The sequence below is a fragment of the Streptomyces sp. NPDC085524 genome (genome assembly GCF_044541755.1).
Taxonomy (GTDB): Bacteria; Actinomycetota; Actinomycetes; order Streptomycetales; family Streptomycetaceae; genus Streptomyces.
Window position 1 is genome coordinate 49,316 of sequence record NZ_JBITTH010000030.1, and the last position, 24,673, is coordinate 73,988.

At 73.7% G+C, this 24,673-nt stretch carries 13 protein-coding genes; 5 read left to right on the forward strand and 8 right to left on the reverse strand.

The window, feature by feature from the left end; genetic code table 11:
- Nucleotides 1-531 (forward strand): NUDIX domain-containing protein, encoded by a 531-nt coding sequence (locus tag ACIGFK_RS34655; protein ID WP_376655329.1) that lies wholly within the window; start codon nucleotides 1-3, stop codon nucleotides 529-531.
- Between the two features lie 213 nt (nucleotides 532-744).
- On the opposite strand, the gene ACIGFK_RS34660 is transcribed toward ACIGFK_RS34655, so the two are convergent.
- The 8 genes from ACIGFK_RS34660 to ACIGFK_RS34695 form a co-directional block, all read right to left on the reverse strand.
- Nucleotides 745-1,230, reverse strand: a complete 486-nt coding sequence (locus ACIGFK_RS34660; protein WP_376655330.1) for a replication/maintenance protein RepL — start codon at nucleotides 1,228-1,230, stop codon at nucleotides 745-747.
- Nucleotides 1,231-2,018: 788 nt separating this feature from the next.
- A complete protein-coding gene (locus ACIGFK_RS34665) occupies nucleotides 2,019-4,181 on the reverse strand; it encodes an MMPL family transporter (RefSeq protein ID WP_400055041.1) in 2,163 nt (720 codons plus the stop codon).
- A 295-nt stretch (nucleotides 4,182-4,476) separates the two neighbouring features.
- Nucleotides 4,477-5,202 (reverse strand): hypothetical protein, encoded by a 726-nt coding sequence (locus tag ACIGFK_RS34670; protein ID WP_400055043.1) that lies wholly within the window; start codon nucleotides 5,200-5,202, stop codon nucleotides 4,477-4,479.
- Nucleotides 5,199-6,149, reverse strand: coding sequence for a hypothetical protein (locus ACIGFK_RS34675; RefSeq protein ID WP_376655333.1), 951 nt, complete (start codon nucleotides 6,147-6,149; stop codon nucleotides 5,199-5,201). The genes ACIGFK_RS34670 and ACIGFK_RS34675 overlap by 4 nt, the downstream gene beginning before the upstream one ends.
- 2 nt (nucleotides 6,150-6,151) lie before the next feature.
- The gene (locus ACIGFK_RS34680) at nucleotides 6,152-6,433 is read right to left on the reverse strand and encodes an acyl carrier protein (RefSeq protein WP_376655334.1); all 282 of its coding nucleotides are present in this window, start codon (nucleotides 6,431-6,433) and stop codon (nucleotides 6,152-6,154) included.
- Nucleotides 6,430-7,722 carry a type III PLP-dependent enzyme gene (locus ACIGFK_RS34685; RefSeq protein WP_376655335.1) on the reverse strand — a complete coding sequence of 431 codons (1,293 nt, stop codon included), beginning with the start codon at nucleotides 7,720-7,722 and terminating at the stop codon, nucleotides 6,430-6,432. The genes ACIGFK_RS34680 and ACIGFK_RS34685 overlap by 4 nt, the downstream gene beginning before the upstream one ends.
- On the reverse strand, nucleotides 7,712-9,124 hold the full coding sequence (locus ACIGFK_RS34690) for an ATP-grasp domain-containing protein (protein WP_400055045.1): 1,413 nt from the start codon (nucleotides 9,122-9,124) through the stop codon (nucleotides 7,712-7,714). Before ACIGFK_RS34690 ends, ACIGFK_RS34685 begins: the two co-directional genes overlap by 11 nt.
- Nucleotides 9,125-9,134: 10 nt before the next feature.
- Entirely contained in the window at nucleotides 9,135-10,064 is a 930-nt protein-coding gene (locus ACIGFK_RS34695) for a 3-oxoacyl-[acyl-carrier-protein] synthase III C-terminal domain-containing protein (protein WP_376655337.1), read from the reverse strand.
- Nucleotides 10,065-10,286: 222 nt separating this feature from the next.
- Between ACIGFK_RS34695 and sbnB the strand changes: the two genes are divergently transcribed.
- Genes sbnB through ACIGFK_RS34715 form a run of 4 tightly spaced genes read left to right on the forward strand, consistent with a single transcriptional unit; the run spans nucleotide 10,287 to nucleotide 24,524 of the window.
- Nucleotides 10,287-11,339 (forward strand): 2,3-diaminopropionate biosynthesis protein SbnB, encoded by a 1,053-nt coding sequence (gene sbnB / locus ACIGFK_RS34700; protein WP_376655338.1) that lies wholly within the window; start codon nucleotides 10,287-10,289, stop codon nucleotides 11,337-11,339.
- 35 nt (nucleotides 11,340-11,374) lie between these two features.
- Entirely contained in the window at nucleotides 11,375-12,370 is a 996-nt protein-coding gene (sbnA, locus tag ACIGFK_RS34705) for a 2,3-diaminopropionate biosynthesis protein SbnA (protein ID WP_376655339.1), read from the forward strand.
- Entirely contained in the window at nucleotides 12,367-23,685 is an 11,319-nt protein-coding gene (locus ACIGFK_RS34710) for an amino acid adenylation domain-containing protein (protein WP_400055047.1), read from the forward strand. Before sbnA ends, ACIGFK_RS34710 begins: the two co-directional genes overlap by 4 nt.
- Nucleotides 23,682-24,524 (forward strand): ABC transporter permease, encoded by an 843-nt coding sequence (locus ACIGFK_RS34715; RefSeq protein WP_386468631.1) that lies wholly within the window; start codon nucleotides 23,682-23,684, stop codon nucleotides 24,522-24,524. Before ACIGFK_RS34710 ends, ACIGFK_RS34715 begins: the two co-directional genes overlap by 4 nt.
- The last annotated feature ends 149 nt before the right edge of the window (nucleotides 24,525-24,673 follow it).

The window sequence follows — 24,673 nt, forward strand, 5'->3', positions numbered from 1 at the left end:
ATGCCCAACAACCCGTCCGACGAAGGGAACACCGTGGCCCAGCAGACCGGCGATCAGCCGAAGGCCCTGAAGCCGGCGCTCGAATCCATGACCCTGCTGGTCGCCGCGGTCATCGTCCATGACAAGGCCGCCAACCGCGTCGTCCTCCTCCAGCGCAGCGAGAACGCCAAGTTCGCCCAGGGCATGTGGGACCTACCCGTCGGCAAGAGCGAGCCGGGTGAGCCCATCACCGAGACCGCGGTCCGCGAGCTCTACGAGGAGACCGGCCTCACAGTGAAGCCCGAGTCGCTCAAGGTCGCCCACATCATCCACGGTGCCTGGGGCGTCGAAGCCCCCAACGGCTTCCTCACCGTCGTCTTCGCCGCCCACGAATGGACCGGCGAACCCGAAAACCGCGAACCGCACAAGCACTCGCAAGTCTGTTGGGTCGACACCGATTCCATCCCCGAGGAATTCGTGGACACCACCTCAAGCGCCCTCCACCGGTACCTTGCGGGAGGTCCGGAGGTCTCCCTCGAAGGTTGGAGGTAGAGGTCCGCCCGTCTACGGACCGGAGAAGGAAGCCCTCGGCGCCCTCGCCATTCATGTCCAGCGGATCACTGAGAGAGGCGCTGTTCTGACGGGCAACCGTCGCCCACGGCCAGGTCACTGCTGACCGCTCCACCGGGCGGCCTCGCTTGGCGAGCTTCAGCGACGCGTCGGCCCCCTGGGCCACTGGGGCGCAGGGGGCCGAACGGGCTGAGGTCAGGCGATGATGTCCGTCACGCCGTCCTCGCCGATCTGGTGGGCGATGACCGCGCCGGGACGGGGGATGGGCGGGAGGTGTCCGTCCTTCCGCTTCGCTTCGGCGTAGCCGATGGCCCGCGCCTGCGCCGTGGAGGTCCCGAAGAAGAGGATGTACGGGTGGATCTGGTAGCGGCCGCGCCCGGACTTCCAGATGAACGAGCGCTCCATCAACTGCCCCACGGCGGTGTTGATGGAGCGGCGGCTGACCCCGAGGGCGGCGGCCAGCTCGTCCTGCTTGATGGCCACCTCGCCGTTCTCGTTCATGTGCGGGTAGCGGCCGTTCTCGTCGGTCTCGGCGAGCGCGCCCACGATCTTCCAGAAGGCGTCCTTGGCCAGCGAGCCGATTTTGTAGTCGGGCAGATGGCGCAGGAAGTCCAGGCTGATGACGACGTGGATGGGGCCGGTGTCCTCGCCGTTCATGGCTGCGTCCGTGATGACGAGCATGGTGTACGAGCCTCTTCTTCGAATGGTGATGTCAGCCGACTCGCCAGGCTGAATGAGGGACGCGACGGCCTCTGCGACCTGGACGCGGGTACGCGTCGCACGCATACGTGCGCTGCTTCTCGTTGCCACACCCAAACGCTATCAAGTGAGAAGCTTGGCTTCACACTTACTTCCACGATGCGAACCTCGATTTCTCGTTTCCGGGCTTGCCTGTTCCGGCGGTCGGCGGAAGCGGGCGTGGGGCCCTTGTGTGCAACTGGGGGACTCATTACCCCTCCGTAGTGTGAAGCAGGGCTGCGCATATCAACAGCGAAGGCGCAGATCAGAAAGGCGCTCCTTCTTTGAAGTGGCATCGACTTCCGTGACTGCGCGCGCCGGGTTGACCATGCCGGCCCTCCACGACCTCTCCCCCTCGGCCTCAGCCACAGAAGGTGTGCCCAACTCGGCGCGCACACGGTTCCGGTGTACGGGCGCCTCGCTCAAGCACCCACCTGCCTCAGCCACGCCATTTCAATCACTCGGTGCGCCCACCACGGCCTGGGACCGGCACGACGGCCGTGGTGTTTCAGGGCGCGCACCGGCTTGCGGTGGCGACCACGACGGCGATGGGCCGCCGATACCACCACGGCGGCCGGGCGCCCCGGAGCGGCGTGATGCGCGGCGAGCGCGGGCCGACGCCACCCGCACCAGACGATGCCAGGGGTACTCCTCCTCGGTGTGGCCCACTTATGACAAAGACCCCTGGAGACCGTCTGCCGACGGTCCCCGGGGCCTTGCCGGGCGGGCTCTCAGTGCGCGGTCCGGGTGAGGGCGGCCCCGGTGGTGCGGGTCCGGCCACCCCGGCGCGGCGCGGTATGGGCCGGCCACCAGAGGAGGGGGGTGAGGAGGTTGAGGAGGGCCGGGAGGATCAGGATCCGGACGACCAGGACGTCCAGGAGGACCGCGACGCACAGGCCGAAGCCGAGCTGCTTCATCTCCAGCAGGTTGGTGAAGACGAAGCTGGCGAAGACGGAGACCATGACGACGGCGCCGCCCGTGACCACGGACCCGGAGCGGCCGATGCCCTCGAGTACCGCCTGCGCGGCCGTACGGCCCTCGGCCACCGCCTCCTTGATCCGGCTGACCATGAACACGTTGTAGTCGGTGGAGAGTCCGAAGAGGATCACGAAGAGGAACAGCGGCACGCGGGAGACGATGAAGCCGTCGGAGGTGTAGCCGAGCCGGTCCTGCATCCAGTCGGACTGGAAGACCAGGACGAGCAGTCCGAGTGCGCCGGCCGCCGAGGCCACGTTGAGCAGGGTGGAGACCAGCGCGATCACGACGGAGCGGAAGGCGAGGAACATGACCGCCAGGCTGAGGAGGAGCACCGCGCCGATCACCCAGGGCAGTGCGTCCATCTGGTGGGCCAGCACGTCGGCGTTGCGGGCGACGTCGCCGGAGACGGCCGCGTCGGTGCCCGGGTGTGCTGCGAGGGCGGCCGGGACGAGGGTGCCGCGTACGAGGTCCAGGGTCTGGCGGGCGGCTTCTGAGTCGATGGCGTAGGCGGTGTGCAGCAGGATGGTGACCGTGCGGCCGTCGGCGGAGGTGCGCAGGGCCGGGACCTCGTCGGAGCGCAGCAGCGGTTCGGTGCCGGCGGCCCGGACGAGGCTGTCGGCGGCCTGCGCGGCCGTGTCGGCGGTGCCCTCGCCGACGGCCTTGAGGGCCACGAGGTAGGAGGCGCCCTCGGAGGGGAACTGGTCGATCATGCGGTCCCGGGCCTGTACGGCCTCGACCTTGGGCAGCGTGCTGACCTCGGTGGAGGACAGCTGCATGCCGAGGGCGGGCAGCGCCAGTCCGGCGATCAGCGCGACTCCGGCGATCAGGGTGGCCAGCGGACGGCGGGTCGCGGGGCCGAGCAGCCGCTTCCAGACCCGGCCGGGGCCGCCGGACCCGGCGGCGGAGGCGGCGGAGCGGTCGGCGAGGCGGCCCAGCAGCGGCAGCCGTGGCCGGTCCAGGGCCCGGCCGAGCTTGACCAGGAGGGCGGGCAGCACGGTCAGGGTCGCGGCCATGACGATGGCGACGACGGTGATGGAGCTGACGGCGAGGGAGGAGAAGACCACGTCGCCGACGACGAACAGGGCGGCCAGCGAGACCATCACGGCGAAGCCGGAGACGATGACGGTGCGTCCCGCGGTGGCGGCGGCGATCCGTACGGCGGCCTCCTGCGAGAGCCGGCCCCCGGAGCGGGCGTGCTCCTCGCGGACCCGCTTGATGAACAGCAGCGAGTAGTCGACGCCCACGGCCATGCCCATCAGCAGGATCAGGCTGTTGTTGGCGCCGACGCTCGGGAAGACGTGGGAGAAGAGCTGGGACAGGCCCATGGCCGCGGCGACCGCGGAGAGCGCCAGCAGCACCGGGACCCCGGCGGCGACGACGGCGCCGAACACGGCCATCAGGATGACGAGGGTGAGCGGGAGGGTGATCCGCTCGGCGACGGCGAGGTCCTTGCCCATCGACTCGGAGACGCCCTTGCCCATCGAGAAGTGGCCGGTCTGCGCCACCTTGACCTCGGGGTGGGCCTGCTGCACGGACCGGGTGCGCTCCAGCAGTGCGGGGATGTCGGCGGAGACCGCGGAGTCCGCGCCCTCGACCGTGAAGGGGACCAGCAGGGCCTGTCCGGACGGGGACCACTGCGGGGCGCCGACCTCGCCGACGGAGGGGGCTCCGGTCATGCGGGAGACGGTGTCCCGGCCGGCCGCCTCGGCCGCGCCGCGGTCAAGCGGCGCGCCGCCGGCGCCGGCCGGGGTGATGACCACGTACTCCTTCAGCGGGTCGAGGATCCCGCCCTGTTCGGCGATGAGCTCGGCCCGGCCGGCCTCGCCGACCCGGTAGTCCACGCTGTCCGCCTGCCGCGTCCCGGACATCGCGCCGGCCGCGAGGCAGACGACCACGAGGACCAGCCAGCCCGCCATCGCGCGCCACGGGTGGCGTGCGCTCCAGGCGGCCAGTCGGACCGTTAACCGCTTGTCCCTGCTTGTCTCGTCCACTTCCACTCCTGCGTCTCCCGGTCGGGGCTCGCGTCACGAGATATGAAAGCCCGCGCTATTACCTGTAAGTCGAGAGTGACAGGTGATAGTTGTAGCCGTCAACCGGGCGGGGGGCCGTGCCGAGAACTGTCCGGAATTCGCCCCTCCGGCGCCGGGGCGTGAAAAAGGGCCGGGGTGCGTGTTTCACACCCCGGCCCCGGAACAGCTCAGGCGCCGGTGTCTACCAGCATCTTCCTCCGGCCGCGGACGCGCGCGTGAGCTGCGGTTCCTCGGCCCTTCCGGCCATCGCGTACGCCTCGGCCACCAGCTCCGACACATAACCCGTCTGGCCCGGCCCGTCGGCCAGATAGCCGGATGCGCCGAGCAGTTTGACCTGGGCCCGGTCGGTGGCCGTCAGCTGCCGGTGCAGGTCTTCGACGGCGGCCGGATTCAGCTCCCCGGGCATGGCGTCGGTGAGCACGGCCCGGATCTCCAGGTGGTCGACGAGGGCGTCGGCCACGGCCGCCTTCACCAACTGCTGCCGGATCAGGGGGACGTCACCCGTGGTGCGGCCGGTCAGGTGGGCCACCACCCGCTCCCGCAGCGCCTCCGAGAGCCCGAGACGCACCCACAGCAGTCCCGCCGACCAGTCCGTGCCGGCCCCTCCGGGCCCGTACTCGGCACCGGTCGGCACCTCCTGGCGCACCATCACGAGCTCGCCCCCGGGCAGCTGCTCCGTGCGCAGGACCTCGGGCCCGCCGGGGTCCAGCGGCCCAGGCCGCCCGGCGTACCAGGCGCTCTCCGCCTTGAGCAGCATCTCCCGGGACACCGCTCCGTGGCCGTGCGGCCCCAGGGGCAGCCGGCCCGGCAGTACGGCGGCGCAGAGCGCGGTGAGGGCGGGCGCGAGGCCCTCGTCCCGGGCGATCCGGTGCCAGACCGCTCCGGCGGGCCCCGGACCGGCTGTCATCGCGGCCGCTCCCCGGCGCCGTCCACGGCCCCGGTCACGGCCCCCGTCACGCAGACTCCGAGGTCGCCCGAGACCGGGTCGTGGTCGACCAGGACCAGCGGCCGCCCGGCGTCGGGACCGGCGACGTGGGCCGCGTGGGCCGCGTGGGCCGCCCACAGTGCCGTGCACGGGAACCCCTTGCCGGTCTCCCGGACCGCGCCGGTGCCGGCCGGCAGGTCCCGGCCCGGGTCGATCCCGGGCCCGGCCGCCACGAGGACGTCCGGCCCGAACGGCGCCAGCTGGCCCGCCAGCAGGGACCGTACGTCCTCCACGGCCACCCCGGGGGTGTGCCGTACGAGCGGCCGCGCAGCGCCCGCCACCGGCTGCGCCGACAGGAGCAGGGCCGCCCCGGCGTCGCCGCCGAGCCCGGCGCCCGTCTCGTAGGGCAGCGTCGCCTGGTCCAGCACCAGGACGAGCGCCTTGCGCAGCCCGCCGCGCTTCACGTATGCGGCGGCCAGCCGCAGCGCCGCGAACGGTGCGGCGGTGCCCTGTTCGGAGACCCCGAAGGACAGCGGCCCGTGCGGCCAGGCCTCGGAGAGGTAGGTGGCGGCGGCGTAACGGCAGTCGAGGTCGGGGGTGGCGTGCGCGGCGATCGCCACGCCGACCGGCTCCCGGTCCAGACCGGCCGACTCCACCAGGGCCCGGGACATCGCCGCGAAGGTGTTCCCGGCTCCGGAGGGGGCCAGGTCCGGGCGGTAGTCGCGGCCGTACGCTCCGGCCACGTCGGTGAAGTGCCGGGCGGAGAAGGCGTCGTCGATCCGGCCGGAGCCGGCCGGGAACTCCCGGTGCACCACGCGCTCCAGCCACAGGGGGAGGGCGTCGGCCCCGGGGTCGAGCGGTGCGTCCGGCGCCCTGTCCGCGGCTCGGGGGGCGGGCGCGCCCACGGGAGGCGCGGGCGTCTTGTACACGGCTACGCGCCCATCTCGGCGAGCAGGAAGTCGGCGAGGGTGCGCACCGACTCGAAGTGGGCCATCTCCAGCTGGTCGGTGTCCAGTTCGATGCCGAGGTTCTCCTCCAGGGCCATCAGGAGCTCGAAGACCCCGCTGGAGTCGAGTCCGACCTGGTCGAAGAGGCGGGACTCCTCCGTCAGCCCGGGGATCTCGTGACCGAGGACCTCGCCGAGGGAGAGGGCGATGGTCGTGGTGACCCTGGTGCGCTCCGCGTCGCTCACGAGGGGGGCGGTTTCGGTCATGGCGTGATGTCCTTCCGGGCGAGGCTGTCGTGGTCGGGCAGGTGCTGGTTGCGCAGCAGGTCGTCGGGGCGGTCGCGGTCGCGCACCAGGTGGGCGCGGCCGTCGAGCACGAGGACCTCGGCGGGGTGGCCGTGGCTGAGGAAGTTCACCGGCGAGGCGCTCGGGCCGTAGGCGCCGGAGCGTTCGACGCCGACGATGTCGCCGGGGCGGACCTCGGGCAGGGCCACCTTCTTGCCGAGGGTGTCGTTGGGGGTGCAGAGCGGGCCGGTGATGTTCCACTCGCCGGTGGCCGGCTCGTCGATGCGGTTGAGCAGCCGCATGGGGAAGTTGCGCTTGACGAAGGAACCGATGCCGACGGCCGCCATGTGGTGGTTGGTGCCGCCGTCGGCGACCGCGAAGTTCTCGCCCATGGAGGTCTTCACGTAGCGGACCCGGGTGGCGTAGGTGCCGAAGGGGGCGGTCAGGTAGCGGCCGAGCTCCATCACCAGGCGGGCCTCGGGGTGGGCCGCGGCGAACTTGTCGATCAGGGGGTTGATCCTGTCGGCGAGCACGCCGAAGTCCAGGTCGTCCTCGTTGTCGAAGTAGGCGACGCCGAGGCCGCCGCCGATGTCCACCAGCTCCAGCGGGAAGTCCAGCGTGGCGGAGACCCGTTCGGCGAGTTCGAGGATGCGCTCGGTGTTCTCGGCGATCGCCTCCTCGCTGAGGATGCGGGTGCCCATGTACACCTGGACGCCCATGAGCCTGACGTGGGTGAGGCCGGCGAGTGCCGCCGGGTCGCTCAGCTGGGCCTCGTCGATGCCGAACTGGCGGGGCTTGCCGCCCATGGTCAGGCCGGAGCCCTTGACGGCGAACTCGGGGTTGACGCGCAGGGCGACCCGCGCGGTGGTGCCGCGCTCGCCGGCCAGCTCGTCGATGAGGCGCAGTTCGCCGAAGGACTCGCAGATGATGGTGGAGACGCCCTCGTCGAGGCAGGCGGCGAGTTCGGTGCGGCTCTTGCCGGGGCCGAGGAAGATGATGTCGCGGGGGGAGACCCCGGCGCGGAGCGCGGTGGCCAGCTCGGTCATGGACGAGATCTCGGCGCGGGCCCCGTGGGCGTGCAGCAGTGCACACACGGCGATGTTCGGGTTCGACTTGAGCGAGAAGAACACCTCCAGCCGCGGGTGCAGCCGGTCCAGCAGCGAGGTGATGCGGGCGCGCAGGCCGTCGCCGTCGTAGACGTACAGCGGGGTGCCGTAGCGCTCGGCGAGTTCCGTGATGCCGATCCCCTGCAGGGTGTACTCAGCGGGCATTGCTCACTCCTTCCGCCACCAGCCGGGCGGTGATGCCCTCGTCGAGGGCGGTCAGCTCGGCGGCCGAAGCGGCCACCAGGATTCCGTAGAGGCGGCCGTCGAACGGCTCGCCCGGGTTGACCCCGCTGCCGGCGTTGACGGTCGCGAAGTTGTTGACGAGCAGGCCGGAGCCGCCGGGGCCCGGCAGGACCAGGTCGCCGAGGAGTTCGCGCAGCCGGGCGAAGCCCAGCGGCCGGTCCAGGCGCACCGGGTAGTGGCGGGCGAGCGCGACGCGGCCGGTGCCCACCAGGTGTTCCTGGAGGCGTACCTGGTAGGTGGACATGTTGTTGCGCGCGTTGATCTCCAGGACCGGCCAGATGCCGTCGGCGTCGTCGAGCAGCGCGTCCACGCCGACCACGCCCGTGTAGCCGTCGGCGGCGAGCCGCTTGCCGAGGGCCTGGGCGGCGTCGTGGACGGCCACCAGCTGGCCGTCGGTGAGGTGGGCGGGGAAGCGGTGGCCCTTGTGGACGCCGTTCTCGGTGACGGCCCGCTTCACGAAGTCGAAGTGCACCTGCTGGTCGCGGCCCACGGTGAACTGGTAGTTCAGGTCTCCGCGGTGGGGCACCCACTCCTCGACCACGAAGGCGATCCGGGGCTCTCCGGAGCGTTCGACGCTCTGGCGGACCATGCGCAGCACGCGCTCGGTCCAGCGCTTGTTCTCCAGGACGACGATGCCCTTGCCGGAGACCCCGAAGGCCTCCTTGACCACGGTGCGCCGGCCCTGGTCGATCAGGTCCCGGGCGTGTCCGAGGGCCTCGGCGAGCTCGTCGACGTTCTCGCAGGTCCAGCCGGCGGGCTGGCGCAGTCCCAGTTCGTCGGCGGCCCGGCGGCTGTAGATCTTGCTGTTGACGGCCTTGGCGAGGTCCGCGCCGGCGCCGGCCAGGGGCAGTCCGGTCTGCCGCGACAGTTCCTCCTCCAGTACGGAGACCCCGTGCGGGAGCAGCCGGGCGCCCTGGGCGGCGAGTGCGCGCAGCCGCTCCAGCAGGGCCGGGTCGGCCAGGACGTCCTGGGTGACGTTGCGCTGGGAGTCCTGGGCGGCCACCACGTGGAGGGTGGGCAGGGCCAGCCCGAGGCTCCTGAGGTACGCCAGGTAGTCCGGGTCCGGTGCCGTCTTGAGCACCACGTGGTCGCCCTCGCCGGCCAGCAGCAGGGCGAACTCGTCCATGCGGTTGACCACCGCGCTGCCGGAGGCGGCGGAGAACCGGGGCAGGGTGTGCTCGCCGCGGGCCCACACCTCCTCGACCTCGAAGTTGCCGAGGAACACCAGCGGGGTGCCGGAATCCCCGGTGACCGCCTGCTTGAGCCGGCTGCCGAAGTCGCTGCGCGGTGCGCCGGCCGTGCCCGTCGTGCCTGTCGCGTTCATCTCGTCCGCCCTAGTGCTGGAAGACCATCGCGGCGAAGGACTGGCCGAGTCCCGCCGAGGTCATCAGGTAGTGGTCGCCCGGCTTGAGGAGGCCGCGTTCGGTCGCGGACCGGTGGTTGATGAAGGGGTCCGCGCAGAAGGAGTGGCCGGTGGCCCCGATGTTGCCGAGGTAGATCTTGTCGTTCGGGATGCCGAGGTTCTTGGCGGCGACGGTCCACGAGACCCGGTTGACGTTGTGCGGCAGGACCAGGTCGATGTCGGCGATGGTGAGCCCGGCCTGTTCCAGGGCCGCCCCGACGACCTCGGCCAGGGCGTCCTGGTAGATGCGTACGGCTTCCTTCGCGAGGTCGCCGACCAGGTCGATGAGGCCGTCCTCGCGGCCGTGCAGCCGGGCCGCGTAGCCGAGCATCCGGTCCCGGTCGCCGCCCGGGCCGACCAGGACGGCGGCGGTGGCCTCACCCATGATCGAGACGTCGGCGACCCACTGCGAGAACGGGGTCAGGGTCTTGTCCCCCGCCAGGACCAGGGCCAGCGCGTCCGGGTCGCCGTCCGCCTCCAGGAGCATCCCGGCGACGTCGATGGCGAGCAGCCCGGTGGCGCAGCCGTGGTCGGCGACCGCGAAGGTCCTGGCGTGGCGCAGTCCGAGTGCGTCGCGCACCTCGTGCAGCGGGCTGACCGGGTACGGGGCCGTGGTGCGCAGGCCCTTGGCCCGGATCACGTAGCGGATCCGGTCCTCCGTGCCGGCCAGGCCCTCCAGCTTCCCGGCCGCCGCGAGCAGCAGTTCGGCCTCCCGCTGGTCGGGGGCGTGGCAGATCCGGTCGAGGCCGTAGAGGCGCGTGAACCGGCGTACCTGCTGGTCGTCGAGACCGAGGGGTTCCTTGAGGGCATCCACCGCAACCGTGCCCGGCAGATGGCTTGACACCGCCACCAATGAGGTCATGCGCCGCAAACTATGGGGCTCGGCTGACCGCGTGCTGACGCCGGACTGACCAGCCTCCGGGCCCGGGGCGTGCCCCGGCACGGCGGCGGCCGGGGCCGGGCGCGGGCCGGGACGGCCGGCGGGACACCCCCTGGCGGGTCAGTTCGCGGTCAGTGCCGCGTCAGCGCCGTTCCCAACGATGAGCGTGTCCGGATCGCCTGTGTCAGGGAGTGTGTGGATCAGATGTCGCAGTCGGAGCAGGGTGGGCGCCCCACTTTCGCCGTCGTGCCGGGAGCGCAGGTCAACTCCGTCCTCCGGGGCCGCGAGAAGCAGGTCGTGGAGCTGGTGGAGGCCGCGTACCGGATGCACGGCGGCGGGGAGACGGTCAATCCGCCCTCCTACTTCCTGCGCTTCCCCGACCGGCCCGACTCCCGGATCATCGCCCTGCCGGCTTCGCTCGGCAGTGACCGCTCCGGTGTCGACGGCCTGAAGTGGATCTCCAGTTTCCCGGCGAACGTCGCCTCGGGGCTGCCCAGGGCGTCCGCCGTCCTGATCCTCAACGACCAGGCCACCGGATACCCGTTCGCCTGCCTGGAGTCCTCGGTGATCAGCGCGGCGCGCACCGCCGCTTCGGCGGCCCTCGCCGCGGACGTGCTCAGCCGCGGCCGAGGCGACCGCCCGCGCCGGGTCGGCTTCGTCGGTACGGGGCTCATCGCCCGCTTCATCCACACGTACCTGGCGGCGACCGGCTGGGAGTTCGACGAGGTCGGCGTGCACGACCTGTCGGCCGACCACGCCCGGGCCTTCACCGGGTACCTGACGGGCGGCGGCCACTCGGGCCGGCCCGTGGTCCACGAGAGCGCCGAGGAGCTGATCCGCGCCAGCGACCTGGTGGTCTTCGCCACCGTCGCCGGGGAGCCGTACGTGGCCGACCCGGGCTGGTTCGCGCACGCGCCGCTCGTGCTGAACGTGTCCCTGCGCGACCTGGCGCCGGAGGTGGTCCTGTCGGCCGAGAACGTCGTCGACGACGTCGAGCACTGCCTGAAAGCCAACACCTCGGTGCACCTGGCCGAACAGGCCACCGGCGGGCGGGACTTCCTGACGGGGACGCTGTACGACGTGCTCACCGGCGCGGTCCGGCCCGATCCGGCCCGCACGCTCGTGTTCTCCCCGTTCGGCCTCGGTGTGCTCGACCTGGCCCTCGGCCGGTTCGTCCACGACGAGCTCGACCGGTCCGGCGAACTGCTTTTCATCAACGGATTCTTCGATGAACTCGACCGCTATGGGAACAGCTGAGCTGCGCCGCATCGGCCGTAGGTGGGAGTCGTCCAGTGCCTGTCATATCCGCCCCGCAGGAGTTCAACGTCGACGATCTCTACGTTGACCTCGAATGGATCTCCGGTCGTCCGCTCTATCTGAAGTGCGAGGGCTTCAACTTCGCCGGCTCCATCAAGCTCAAAGCCGCGTCCGAGATGATCGCCACGGCCGAGCGCAGCGGCGAGCTGGGCCCCGGCGACATGCTCGTGGAGAGCTCCTCGGGCAACATGGGCGTGGCCATCAGCCTGCTCGCGAGCAGCCGCGGCTACCGCTTCACCTGCGTGACCGACTCGCGCTGCACCCTGGGCGCCCGCCGCCTGATGGAGGCGCTGGGGACCCGGGTCCACGTCATCACCGAGCCCGATCCGGTGGACGGCTTCCTGGGCGCGCGCATCAACCACGTGAAGCGGCTGGTCGCCGGGAACGACGGCTACGTCTGGCTCAACCAGTACGTCAACCCGGGCAACTGGCTGGCGCACTTCAACACCACCGGCCCCGAGGTGCTCAAGAGCTTCCCGGAGGTCGACGTGGTGTTCGTCGGCGCGGGCACCACGGGCACCCTGATGGGTTCGGCCCGCTACCTGAAGCAGGCCAAGCCGTCCGTGCGCATCGTGGCCATCGACACCGTCGGCTCGGTGACCTTCGGCACCCCGCCCGGCCCGCGGTCCATCCCGGGCCTGGGCACCGGTGTCCGCCCGCACATCCTCGACGAGTCCTTCGTCGACGACGTCGTCCACGTCACCGAGCCCGAGACGATCCGGGTGTGCCGCCGGCTGGCCGACCGCGGCTTCCTCTTCGGCGGCTCCACCGGGACGGTCGTCAGCGGGGCCCTGAGCTGGCTGGAGCGCTGCGCCCCGGACCCGGGGATCACCGCCGTGGCGATCGCGCCGGACCTCGGCGACCGCTACCTGGACACGCTCTACAACGACCAGTGGGTCGAGGAGATCTACGGCGCCGAGGCGCTGCGCGGCGCGACCGCCACGAGGCTACTGAGCAGGGGACCCCGATGACGGACACGACGGACACGGCGGACATGACCGACACGACGCACACGCACGGCGCGCACGACCGCACGCAGGTCCTGGCGCTCTCCGCCGGGCAGGCGGACATCTGGTTCGACGAGCAGCTCTCCGGCGGCGGCTTCGCCTACAACACGGCCGGCTACCTCGACATCCGGGGCCCGCTGGACACCGCCTTGTTCCGGGAGGCCGCGCGGCTGCTGGCCGAGGAGGCCGAGTGCATGCGCGCCCGTTTCCTGGAGACGGCGGGCGGCGAGCCGCGCCAGAGCGTCGAGCCGCTCGGCGAACTGCCCTACACCGCCGTGGACCTGGCCGGGTCGGCCGATCCGCTGGGCTCCGCCCGGGTGTGGATGGCCTCGGACCTCGAGACGCCGTTCGACCCCGAGGGCGGACCGCTCTTCCGGCTCGCGCTGCTGCGGCTGGCCGGGGACCGCTCGCTCTTCTACATGTGCATCCACCACTTCCTGTGCGACGGCTACAGCCAGGTGGTGTTCTGGCGCCGTCTCACGGAGCTGTACGAGGCCCTGCTCGCCGGGGTCTCGGCCGACGAGGGCCGGCTGCCCCCGCTGAGCGCGCTGATCGACGCCGAGCAGGCCTACACCGTCTCCCGCCAGGCCGAGCGCGACGCGCGCTTCTGGTCCGGCCGGTTCCCGGCGGCGCCCGCCCCGGTCACCCTGTCCGGCGGTGACGCGGAGCCCGGATCCGGTTTCGTACGGGCCCGGTTCGAGCTGCCGGCGTCCGCCGCCGGGGCGCTGCGCGGCCTGGCCGCGGACGCGTCGGTGACCTGGCCGACCGTGGTGATGGCCGCCATCGCCGCCTACACGGCGCGGTGCACCGGCCGGCGCGAGGTGCTGCTGACGGTGCCGGTGACCACGCGGGTGGGCGCGCTGATGCGGGCGGTCCCGGGGATGGTCGCCAACACGCTGCCGCTGGCGGTGGAGGTCGCGCCGGCGACCACGCGCGCGCAGCTGCTGCGGCAGACCTCCGGCGAGTTCACCCGGATCCTGAAGCACCAGCGCCGCCGGGTCAGCGCGATCCGCCGCGACATGGGGCTGCGCAGCGACGACCGGCGGCCGTTCGGGCCGCTGGTCAACATCCTGCCGCAGCAGACGCGCCTCGCGCTCGGCCCGTGCGAGGTGACCGTGGAGAACCTGTCCACGGGCTTGATCGACGACTTCGAGATCACCCTGGTGGACGCCCCCGACGGCGGCACCACCGTCCACCTCAGCGGCAACAGCGCCCGCTACACCCTCGCCGAACTGACCGGCCACGCGCAGGGACTGGCCCGGTTCCTCGAGCAGTTCGTCGCCGCCGGGGACGACACCCCGCTGGCCCGGCTGGCCACCCTCGACGAGGAGTCGGTGCGCGCGCTGATCGCCGCCGGTTCGGGGACCGTGGACGAGAGCCCGTTCGAAGGCCTCGTGGAGCGCGTCCGGCGCACCGCGGGCACCTACCCGGGCGGCACCGCCGTCATCGACGACTCCGGTGAGATCGGCTATGCCGCCCTGGTGGGCCGGGCGAGCGCCCTCTCGAGGCGGCTGGACACCGGTCCGACCGCCGTGCTGGCCGCCCCGGGCATCGGGTTCGTCACCACCGTGCTCGCCGCGGTCGGCGCCGGCGGCAGCTACGTGCCGCTGGACGTCGCGGCCCCCGAGGCCCGGCTCGTCGCGCTGCTGCGGGACAGCGGGGCGACGGTGCTGGTCGCCGACGCGGAGCGGCTCCCGCTGGCCGAGACCGTCGCCGCGGCGGCCGGCACGGGGGTGCGGGTGGTGGTGCCGGACGGGTCCGAGGACCCGGCGGACGCGCTGGCCGAGCCGCGCGGGCGCGACCTGGACCTCGCCTACACGATCTTCACCTCGGGTTCCACGGGCACGCCCAAGGGCGCGATGGTGCACCGCGGGGGCATGGCCAACCACCTGCTCGCCAAGATCGAGGACCTCGACCTGTCCGAGATCGACACGCTGGTGCAGAACGCCCCGGTGACCTTCGACATCTCGGTGTGGCAGATGCTCGCACCGCTGCTCGTCGGCGGCCGGGTGCGGGTAGTGGGCCGGGACACCGCGGCCGACCCCGAACTGCTGTTCCCGCTCACGGCCGACGAGGGCGTGACGGTGCTGGAGGTCGTGCCCTCGCTGCTGCGGGCGGCCCTCGACTCCTGGGACGACACGGGTCTCGTGCCCCGGCTGCCCTCGCTGCGCCGGCTGATGGTGACCGGCGAGGTGCTGCCCGTCGACCTGTGCGCGCGCTGGTCGGCCCGCTTCCCCGCGGTCCCGGTCGTGAACGCGTACGGGCCCACCGAGTGCTCGGACGACGTCACGCACGCCGTGCTGACGGCCTCGAACCTGCCCGTCGGGCGGCCGAGCGCACCCATCGGCAAGGCGGTGCGCAACACCCGCCTCCTCGCGCTCGACGACGAGCTGCGTCCCGTGCCCGCGGGCACCCCGGGCGAGCTGTACGTGGCCGGGGCGGGCGTCGGCCGCGGCTACCTGGGCGACCCGGCGCGCACGGCTTCGGTGTTCACGGCCGACCCGTACGGCCCGCCCGGTACCCGGATGTACCGCACGGGCGACCAGGTGATCCTGCACGCCGACGGGCGGTTCGAGTTCCTGGAGCGGCGCGACCACCAGGTCAAGATCCGCGGCCACCGCATCGAGCTCGGTGAGATCGAGTCGGCGCTGCGGGCGCTGGAGGCGGTCACCGACGCCGTGGTCGTGGTGCACCGGGACCCGGCCGGCCGGGCCCGGCTGACCGGCTACGTGGTGGGCCCCGCCGGCCCGGGGGCGCCGGACGCCGTCCGGGAGGGGCTGGCGGCCCGGCTGCCGGGCTACATGGTCCCCGCCGAACTGCTGGTGCTGGACGCGCTGCCGCTGACCGCGCACGGGAAGGTGGACCGCAAGGCCCTGCCCGAGCCGGCCCGGGGGCCCGCCCCCACCGCCCACGAGGCGCCCGCGGGGCGGGCCGAGGCGCTGCTGACCGCGGTGTTCGCCGAGGTGCTCGGCCGGGCGCAGGTCGGCCCGCAGGACAACTTCTTCGCCCTGGGCGGCGACAGCATCAGCGCCATCCAGGTCGTCAGCCGGGCCCGCCGGGCCGGGCTGACGATCAGCGCCCGCGACGTCTTCGACCACCGCACCCCGGCGGCCATCGCGGCCGCGGCACCGCCCGTACGGGAACGGGTGACGGCCGCCGACGACGGCGTCGGCGAGACCGGACTGCTCCCCGTCGCCCACCAGTTGCGCGAGCAGCTGGCGACCTCGGCGGCCGCGGCCCGGGTCTACAGCCAGCACGTCGCGGTGGAGCTGCCGGCCGGCGCCGGCGCCGGGCACGTCACCGGCGCGCTGCAGGCCGTACTGGACCACCACGACGCGCTGCGGCTGAAGCTGGCCGTCCCCGTCGAGGGGCTGTGGACCCTCGAGGTCCGGCCGCCCGGCGAGGTCCGCGCGGAGCAGGTCCTGACCCGGGTGAGCGCCGACGGGCGCCCGCTGCCGGAGCAGATCGAGGAGCAGGTGGCCGCCGCCCGCGAGCTGCTGGACCCCGAGGCGGGGACCGTGCTGCGGGCCGTCCTCCTGGACCGCGGCCCCGCCCTGCCCGGGCGGCTGGTCGTCGTCGCCCACCACCTGGCGGTCGACGGGGTGTCCTGGCGGATCCTGGTCCCGGACCTGAAGGCCGCGTACGAGGCGCTGGAGGCGGGCCGGACGCCCGCGCCGGACCCGGTCGCGACCTCGCTGCGGCGCTGGTCCCGGGAGCTGACCGAGCACGCCCGCTCCACCCGCCGGGTCAGCGAACTGCCCCTGTGGCGGGGGCTGCTGGCGGCCCCGGAGCCGGTGCTGGGCAGCCGCCTGCCGGATCCGGAGCTGGACACCCGGGCGAGCGCCCGGCACCTGCGGGCCGAGCTGCCCGCCGCCCTGACGGCCGAACTGCTCGACACCGTGCCCGGCGTGCTGAACGCCGAGGTCAACGACGTGCTGCTGACGGCGCTCGCGCTGGCGGCGGACGAGTGGCGGGCCCGGCGCGGGGAGGGCCGGGGCGGGCTGCTCGTGGAGATCGAGGGCCACGGGCGCGAGGAGTTCTCCGACGAGCTGGACCTGTCCCGCACCGTCGGCTGGTTCACCAGTGCCTTCCCGGTACGGCTCGACGCGGGCGGCGCCGCCGCCGGCGACGCGCTCAAGCGGGTCAAGGAGCAGCTGCGGGAGCTGCCGGACCACGGCATCGGCTTCGGACTGCTGCGCCACCTCAACCCGCAGACCCAGTCGGTCCTGGCGCGGTTCCCCGCCCCCCAGGTCGGCTTCAACTACCTGGGCCGGTTCCGGCCCCAGGCCGACGGCGGCTGGTCCCTGGACGGGTCCGGCGCCGTGGTCGGCCTCGGCGTGCACCCCGACACCCCGCTGCGCCACGCGCTGGAGCTGTCCTCGGTGGCCGAGGAGCGGGCGGACGGCCCGGTGCTCGTCGCCGAGTGGACCTGGGCCGGCGGGCTGCTGGCCGAGGAGGACGTGGCGGAGCTGGCCGCGGGCTGGTTCCGGGCCCTGGAGTCGCTGGCCGTCCACGCCCGCACCGCCGGGGCCGGCGGTTCCACGCCCAGCGACTTCCCGCTGGTGTCGCTGGGCCAGCGGGAGATCGAGGAGTTCGAAGGGGAGCTGGGGCCGCTCGCCGACGTGCTGCCCGCCTCGCCGCTGCAGCTGGGGCTGCTGTTCTCGGCGGAGTACGACACCGAGGGCGTGGACCCGTACACCCTGCAGATCGGCGTCGACGTGACGGGTCCGCTGGACACCGCGCTGCTGCGGGCGTCGGCGCAGGCCCTGCTGGACCGGCACGACAGCCTGCGGGCGTGCTTCCCGGACCGCACGGACGGCGACCGGGTCCAGGTCATCCCCGCCGGGGCCGTCCTCGGCTGGACCGAGACCGATCTGGGCGGGCTGCCCGGGGAGGAGCGGGAGGCGGCGCTGGCCGAGGTCACCGAGGCCGAGCTGGCGCGCCGCTTCGACGTGCGGCGGGCCCCGCTGGTGCGGTTCACGGTGGTCCGCACCGGTCCGCAGGCGCACCGGCTGCTGTGGTCGGTGCACCACGCGCTGGTGGACGGCTGGTCCATGGCCCTGTTCGCGCAGGAGCTGTTCACCCTGTACGCGGGCGGCGCCGACCCCGGCGTCCTGCCCGAGGCGGTCCCGTACCGGGCGTACGCCGCCTGGCTCGCGGACCAGGACGGCACGGCCGCCCGGAACGCCTGGAAGCTGCTGCTGGACGGCATCGAGGAGCCGACCCGGCTCGTCCAGTCCGGCGCGGCGGGCGGCTCCGCGCTCCCCGGCGAGCTGCTCGTCGACGTGGACGCGCCGTTCACGGCGGCCCTGGCCGAGTGGGCGAACGCCCGTGGCCTGACCGTCAACACGGTGGTCCAGGGCACCTGGGCGATGCTGCTGGGCCGGCTCACCGGCCGGCGCGACGTGGTGTTCGGGGCGGTCAACTCGGGCCGGCCCGCGGACCTTCCGGGAGTGGAGTCGATGATCGGCTCCTTCCTCAGCACCCTTCCGGTGCGGGTCGCCCTGAACCCGGGCCGGACGCCCGCCGAGCTGTTCACGGACCTCCAGGAGCAGCAGTTCTCGATGGCGGAGCACCAGCACATCGGCCTCGCCGAGGTGCAGCGCATCGCCGGGGTGGGCGACCTCTTCGACACCGTGGTCAGCTACAACAACTATCCGATGGCCGACGTGTCCGCCCTGAACGGCCTGGTCGATGGACTGCACTTCGAGTCCGGCCACGCCCGCGTCGTCGCCGAGTACCCCTTCGCCCTGTCGGTCTATCCGGGCGAAAGCATGCGCCTGCACGTGCAGTACGCGCCCGGCGCCCTGACCCCGGCCGCCGCCTCGTCGCTCACCGACCGGTTCACCCGCCTGCTGCGCGCGGTGGTGGAGCGGCCCCAGGACCCGATCGGCCGGTTCGACGTGCTGGGCGGGGAGGAGCGGCAGCGGCTGACCGGCGCATGGGCAGGCGAGGTCACCGCGGATCCGCGGTGCGTGGTCACCGGCCTGTTCGAGAAGTGGGCGCGCGAGACCCCGGGGGCGACCGCCGTCGTCCACGACGGGGAGGAGATCCCGTACGCGGAGGTCAACGCGCGCGCCAACCGGCTGGCCCGGCTGCTCGTCGCCCGCGGGATCGGCCCCGAGCAGCTGGTGGCGCTCGCGCTGCCGCGGACCCCGGACATGGTGGTGTGCGCGCTCGCGGTGCTGAAGGCGGGCGCCGGATACCTGCCGGTCGACGCCGGGTACCCGGCGGAGCGCATCGCCTACATGCTGGCCGACGCCCGGCCCGCCGCCCTGCTGACGGCCGGGGAGGTGGCTCTGGACCTGGACGCCGGGGAGGTGCCGCTGCTGGTCGTCGACGGTGACTCGACCCGCGCCGAACTGGCCGGGCTGAGCCCGCAGGACGTACGGGACGAGGAGCGGACGGCGCCGCTGCGCCCCGGGAACCTCGCCTACGCCATCTACACCTCCGGTTCGACGGGCAAGCCCAAGGGGGTGCTGGTCGACCACGCCGGGTTCGCGGCGATGGTGGCGAGCCTCACCGAGCGGTTCGGGCTGGGCCCGGCGGACCGGGTGCTGCAGTTCGCGTCGTTCAGCTTCGACGCCTCCGCGTGGGAGATGGGGCTCGCCCTCTTCAACGGCGGCGCCGTCGTCGTGGCCGACGACGAGTGCCGGGACCCGGGGCAGCCCCTGGTGGACCTGATCAACGACCACGGGGTGACCCTGGCGGGGCTGCCGCCGGTGGTGGCCGGCGCCCTGCCGCAGGGCACCCGGCTGCCCGCCGGTCTGACGATGGCGGTGGCGGGCGAGGCCTGCCCGCCCGAGGTGGTGGCCCGGTGGTCCCCGCACGTGCGGGTGTTCAACGGGTACGGCCCGACGGAGGCGGTCGTCGCCAGTACCGTCGGCGGCCCGCTGGGGGCGCCCGAGCGGCCGCCGATCGGCAGGCCCACCTCAGCGCACCGGGTCTACGTGCTCGACCGCGACCTGCGCCCGGTGCCCGCGGGCACCACGGGCGAGCTGTACGTGGCCGGGGGCCTGGCCCGCGGCTACGCCGGCCGGGCCGCGCTGACCGCGCTGCGGTTCGTCGCCGACCCGTACGGCGCCCCGGGCTCCCGGATGTACCGCACCGGGGACCTGGTGCGGTGGCTTCCCGACGGGCAGCTGGAGTACGCCGGGCGCAGCGACGACCAGGTGCAGCTGCGCGGCTACCGCGTCGAACTCGGGGAGGTCGAGGCCGTGCTGGCCGCGCACCCCGAGGTCGCGGCCGCCGTGGCCACCGTCCACGAGCCGGTGCCGGGCGACCGCAGGCTGGTCGCCTGCCTGGTGCCGGCCGTGCCGCTCGGCCCGGACGGCGACGAGGCGGCGCTGGCCTCGGCGGTCCGCGCGTACGCCGTCGCGACGCTGCCCCAGCACATGGTGCCCTCGGCGCTGACCGTACTGGACGCACTGCCGCTGACGAGCGCCGGCAAGGTGGACCGCAAGGCGCTGCCGGTGCCCGGATTCGCCGACCTGGCGGGCGGGCGGGCCCCGCGCACCCCGGTGGAGGAGATCCTCTGCGGGATGTTCGCGGACGTGCTCGGCATCGAGCGGATCGGCGCGGACGAGGACTTCTTCGCGGCGGGCGGGCACTCGCTGCTCGCCACCCGCGTGGTCAGCCGGGTGCGCTCGCTGCTCGAGGTGGAACTGCCCATCCGGGCCCTGTTCGAGGCGCGGACGGCCGAGGGGCTGGCGCTCCGGGTGACCGGCGCCGGTGCCGAGGCGGCCCGGCCCGCCCCGCGCCCGTCGAGCCGTACGGGTGCGGCCGCCGGCGGGATCGCCCCGCTGTCGTACGCCCAGCAGCGGCTGTGGTTCGCCAACCGGCTGGAGCAGGGTGCGAAGGGCTCGTACAACGTGCCGTTCGCGATCCGGCTGAGCGGGGAACTCGACCCGCAGGCCCTCCAGTCGGCCCTGAACGACCTGGTGGGCCGCCACCAGGTGCTGCGCTCGGTGTTCCCGCCGGTGGACGACCTGCCCTACCAGCGGGTGCTGGACGCGCCCGCCGGGAACCCGGTGCTGGAGACCCGGCAGACCGGGCAGGAGGCCCTCGCCGGGACCCTGGCCGACGAGGCCGAGCGGGGCTTCGACCTGACGGCCGAACCCCCGCTGCGGGCCCGGCTGTTCACGGTGACCGGGGGCGAGCCCGGCCAGTACGTGCTCCTCCTGGTCTTCCACCACATCGCGTTCGACGGCTGGTCGATCGCCCCGCTGCTGCGGGACCTGTCCACGGCGTACCGGGCGCGCAGCGCCGACTGCGCGCCCCGCTGGCCGGCCCTGCCGGTGCAGTACGCGGACTACGCGCTGTGGCAGCGCGATCTGCTCGGCTCCCCGGACGATCCCGGCTCGCTGCTCGGCGAACAGCTGCGGCACTGGGCGCGGACCCTGGCCGGGCTGCCGGACGAGATCCGGCTGCCGCGGGACCACAAGCGGCCGGCGGTGGCCAGCCACCGCGGCGACGGCGTGGGGTTCCTGCTGGAGCCCGCGGAGCACGCCCGGCTGGCCACCCTGGCCCGGGAGTCCGGCGCCACGCTGTTCATGGTGCTCCAGGCCGCCTTCGCCACCTTGCTGAGCAGGCTCGGCGCGGGCAGCGACATCCCGCTCGGGACTCCCATCGCGGGCCGTACCGACGAGGAGCTCGGCGATCTGATCGGCACCTTCATCAACACGCTGGTGCTGCGCACGGACGTCTCCGGCAACCCCGTCTTCCGGGATCTGGTGACCCGGGTGCGCGAGGTGAACCTCGCCGCGTACGCCCACCAGGACCTTCCCTTCGAACACGTGGTGGACGCGCTCAAGCCGGCCCGCTCGCTGGCCCGGCACCCGCTGTTCCAGGTGATGCTGGTGCTCCAGAACACCGAGGCCGGCGAGGCGCCCGTACTGCCGGGCCTGCGCGTGAGCGGTGAGCACGTGCCGCAGCGGATGACCAAATTCGATCTACGGCTCCAGTTCGACGAGTCGGAGGACGGGCTGCGGGGCGTACTGGAGTACGCCACCGACCTCTTCGACCGGTCCACGGCCGAGCGGCTGGCGGAGGGCGTGCAGCGGGTGCTGCGCGCCGTGGCCGCCGATCCCGATGTCCGCCTCGCGTCGATCGAGCTCCTCGACGGAAAGGAACGGCAGCGCGTGCTGACCGACTTCAACCCCACGCAATCCGACACCGACACCGCCGCCGGCACCTTCCCGGAGCTGTTCGAGGCCGCCGCCCGGCGTGCGCCCGAGGCCCCGGCCCTGCGGGCGGGCTCCACCACCCTCACCTACCGGGAGCTGGACGAGCGGGCCGGCCGGCTGGCCCGGCTGCTCGCGGACCGCGGGGCCGGTCCCGAGCGGCTCGTCGCCGTCGCCCTGCCGCGCTCCCCCGAACTGGTGGTGGCCGTCCTCGCGGTCCTGAAGTCGGGCGCCGCGTACACCCTCTTCGACCCGCGGCTGCCCGCCGGGCGGCTGGAGGCGCTGGCCGGGCAGGCCCGCCCGGTCGCGATCGTCGCCGAGGCCTCCGCCGCCGCGGCGCTCCCGCCGGGGCCCGCGCGGATCCTGCTCGGCTCCCCCGCCGTCACCGAGGCCCTGGCCGCGCTGCCCGACGGCGGCCCGGCCGGGCACGGCGCCCCGGACCCGCGGCACGCGGCCGTCGTGGACTACGCGGCCGATCCCGACGGGAGGCTGCTGGGCACCGTGGTGGAGCACCGGGCGCTGAGCCTGGAGGGGACCGCCCCGGCCCTGTTCGCCCCGCTCCTGGCGGGCCGTACCGTGCTGCTGGACGGGCCGGAGGGCTCCGGCGGTGCGGCCCCGGACGACGACCTCGTGCCGGGCGGGATCACCCTCGGCGGCCGGCCGGCCGCGGGGACGCGGGCGTACGTGCTCGACGAGCGGCTGGAGCCCGTCCCGGTCGGGGCGGTCGGCGAGCTGTACCTGGCGGGCGAGGGGCTGGCCCGCGGCTACTTCGGCCGTACGGGCCGCACCGCGGAGCACTTCGTGGCCGCCCCCTTCGGCCCGGCCGGCACGCGGATGCTGCGGACCGGCGAGCTGGTGCGGTGGAGCGAGGACGGCGCCCTGCTGCCCGCCGAACCGACCGCCGTACGGCCGCAGGAGGAGCCGGCCGCTCCGCAGCCCGCCGCCACTGCCGCCCCCGCCGTCGTCGCCCCGCGGACCCGGCGTGAGGAGCAGCTGGCCACGGCCGTCGCGGAGGCGCTGGGCCGGGACGTCTTCTCCGTCGAGGACAACTTCTTCGACAACGGCATGGACTCCATCCGCTCGCTGCGGCTGGTCAGCCGGGCCCGCAAGGCCGGGGTGGCCATCACCATCGCGGACGTGTTCGCCCACCAGACGGTGGCCGCGCTGGCCGCCGAGGTGGACCGCCGGGAGCAGCCCGTGCGCCAGGACCCGCCGCGCGGCTCCGTCATCGACGAGGTGTTCGCCAAGCTGGGCTCGCCCGAGGAGAACGACCCGTTCGCGACGGTGGTGACGCTGAAGGCGACCGGCGACCGGCCGGGGCTGTTCTGCCTGCACAGCGGGGTCGGCTTCGCCCTCCCGTACGTGGGCCTCGCGCGCCACATCGGCGAGGACTACCCGATCTACGGGATCCAGGCGCCCAGCATCACGGAGCTCGCCCCGCTGCCGGCCGGCGTCGAGGAGATGGCGGCCCGCTACGTGGAGCTGATCCGGGAGGTGCAGCCGCAGGGCCCGTACCACCTGCTCGGCTGGTCCTTCGGCGGCACCCTCGCCTACGAGACGGCCGTGCAGCTCCAGGAGGCCGGCCACGAGGTCGGGCTGGTCGCGAACCTCGACTCCTACCCGCGCACCCCCGAGGAGGAGGTCGGCGACGACCAGTCGCTGCTGGGCTGGGTGGTGGAACTCGTCGGGCACGACAAGTCCGAGTTCGCGGGCCGCGAGCTGACCCCGGCCGACGTGGTCGACGTCCTGGAGCGCGGCAACAGCCCGATGGCCGCACTCGGCGAGGAGCGGGTGCTCGCGATGCTCGCGACGATGCGCAACAACGGCAAGCTGCTGGGCGGATACCTCCCGGGCACCCTGCGCGGGGCGCTCCAGCTGTTCGTCGCCTCGGCCGGCCTGTCCGGGGAGGAGGTCGCCGCCCGGGTGGCCGGCTGGGCCCCGCACGTGGAGGGCCGCATCGAGGTGCACGAGGTGCCCTGCTCGCACGACTACATGATGCATCCCGACCCGCTCGCCCTGATCGGCTCCGCCGTCGCGGCCGGGCTCCAGCGGCTGCACATGGCCGCCGCCCTCGCGCCCGCGGGCAGCGCGGGATGAGCACCGCCACGGCCGCCCCGGCCGCCGAGGTCCTGCGCCCGGCTCCCGGCCGGGTCGCGGCGGCGCTCACCGAGACCCTGGCGGTGGCCGGCCGGCGGCTGCGCCACCTGCGCCGGGCCCCCGGCCGGTTCCTCGGCATCACGCTCAACCCGCTGCTGACCATGCTGGTGCTGGGGTTCCTGCTGGAGAAGTCCCTGGTGCTCCCCGGTGACGGCAGCTACCAGGAGTACCTGTTCGCGGGTGCGGTGGTGCAGGGCGGGCTCGCCGGGGTCGGGCCGACCGCCATCGCGGTCGCCGGCGACGTGCGGGGCGGGGTCATCGACCGGTTCCGCTCGATGCCGGTGTCCCGGGCGTCGGTGCTGTTCGGGCACACCCTGGCGGACTTCCTGGTGGGTCTCGGCGGCCTCGCGGTCGTCGCGCTGTTCGGCCTGCTGCTGGGCTGGCGCCCGCACACGGGTCCGGCGGCGGTGCTCGCCGGGTTCGGCCTGCTCGCCGCGTTCAACTACGTGATGCTCTGGGTGGGGGTGCTGCTCGGCCTGGCCTCGCGCAGCCTGGAGACCATCAGCTCGCTGACCCCGCTCGTGGTGACCGTGCTGCCCTTCCTCTCCGGGGCGTTCCTGGCGCCGGAGAACCTGCCGGCGGGGCTGCGCACGGTCGCCGAGTGGAACCCGGTGACGGCGGTGGCCCGGGCCTGCCGCGAGCTGTGGGGCAACCCGACCGCGGGCGGGGACGGCTTCCCGGCCGAACACCCGCTGACCGTGGTCGCGCTGACCCTCGGCGTGCTGCTCGTCCTGACCACGACCGCGGGGCTGCGCCGCTACCGGCGCCTCGGCACCTGACGTCCCGCCCCTGGGGCCTGTCTAGGAGCCACTCCCCCTGGAACCCGGCCGCGACCCCCGCGCGGCCGGGTTCCGCGCTGTCCGCCGTCCCCGCGGGGCGGTCCCCATCAGGGCGGGGTCAGCAGCAGGTCAGCGCCGCGCGGCAGCAT

Coding starts and splice junctions, on each gene's coding strand:
- ACIGFK_RS34655 (WP_376655329.1), top strand. CDS start 1: ATGCCCAACAACCCGTCCGACGAAGGGAACACCGTGGCCCAGCAGACC.
- ACIGFK_RS34660 (WP_376655330.1), bottom strand. CDS start 1,230: ATGCTCGTCATCACGGACGCAGCCATGAACGGCGAGGACACCGGCCCC.
- ACIGFK_RS34665 (WP_400055041.1), bottom strand. CDS start 4,181: ATGGCGGGCTGGCTGGTCCTCGTGGTCGTCTGCCTCGCGGCCGGCGCG.
- ACIGFK_RS34670 (WP_400055043.1), bottom strand. CDS start 5,202: ATGACAGCCGGTCCGGGGCCCGCCGGAGCGGTCTGGCACCGGATCGCC.
- ACIGFK_RS34680 (WP_376655334.1), bottom strand. CDS start 6,433: ATGACCGAAACCGCCCCCCTCGTGAGCGACGCGGAGCGCACCAGGGTC.
- ACIGFK_RS34685 (WP_376655335.1), bottom strand. CDS start 7,722: ATGCCCGCTGAGTACACCCTGCAGGGGATCGGCATCACGGAACTCGCC.
- ACIGFK_RS34690 (WP_400055045.1), bottom strand. CDS start 9,124: ATGAACGCGACAGGCACGACGGGCACGGCCGGCGCACCGCGCAGCGAC.
- ACIGFK_RS34695 (WP_376655337.1), bottom strand. CDS start 10,064: ATGACCTCATTGGTGGCGGTGTCAAGCCATCTGCCGGGCACGGTTGCG.
- sbnB (WP_376655338.1), top strand. CDS start 10,287: ATGTCGCAGTCGGAGCAGGGTGGGCGCCCCACTTTCGCCGTCGTGCCG.
- ACIGFK_RS34710 (WP_400055047.1), top strand. CDS start 12,367: ATGACGGACACGACGGACACGGCGGACATGACCGACACGACGCACACG.
- ACIGFK_RS34715 (WP_386468631.1), top strand. CDS start 23,682: ATGAGCACCGCCACGGCCGCCCCGGCCGCCGAGGTCCTGCGCCCGGCT.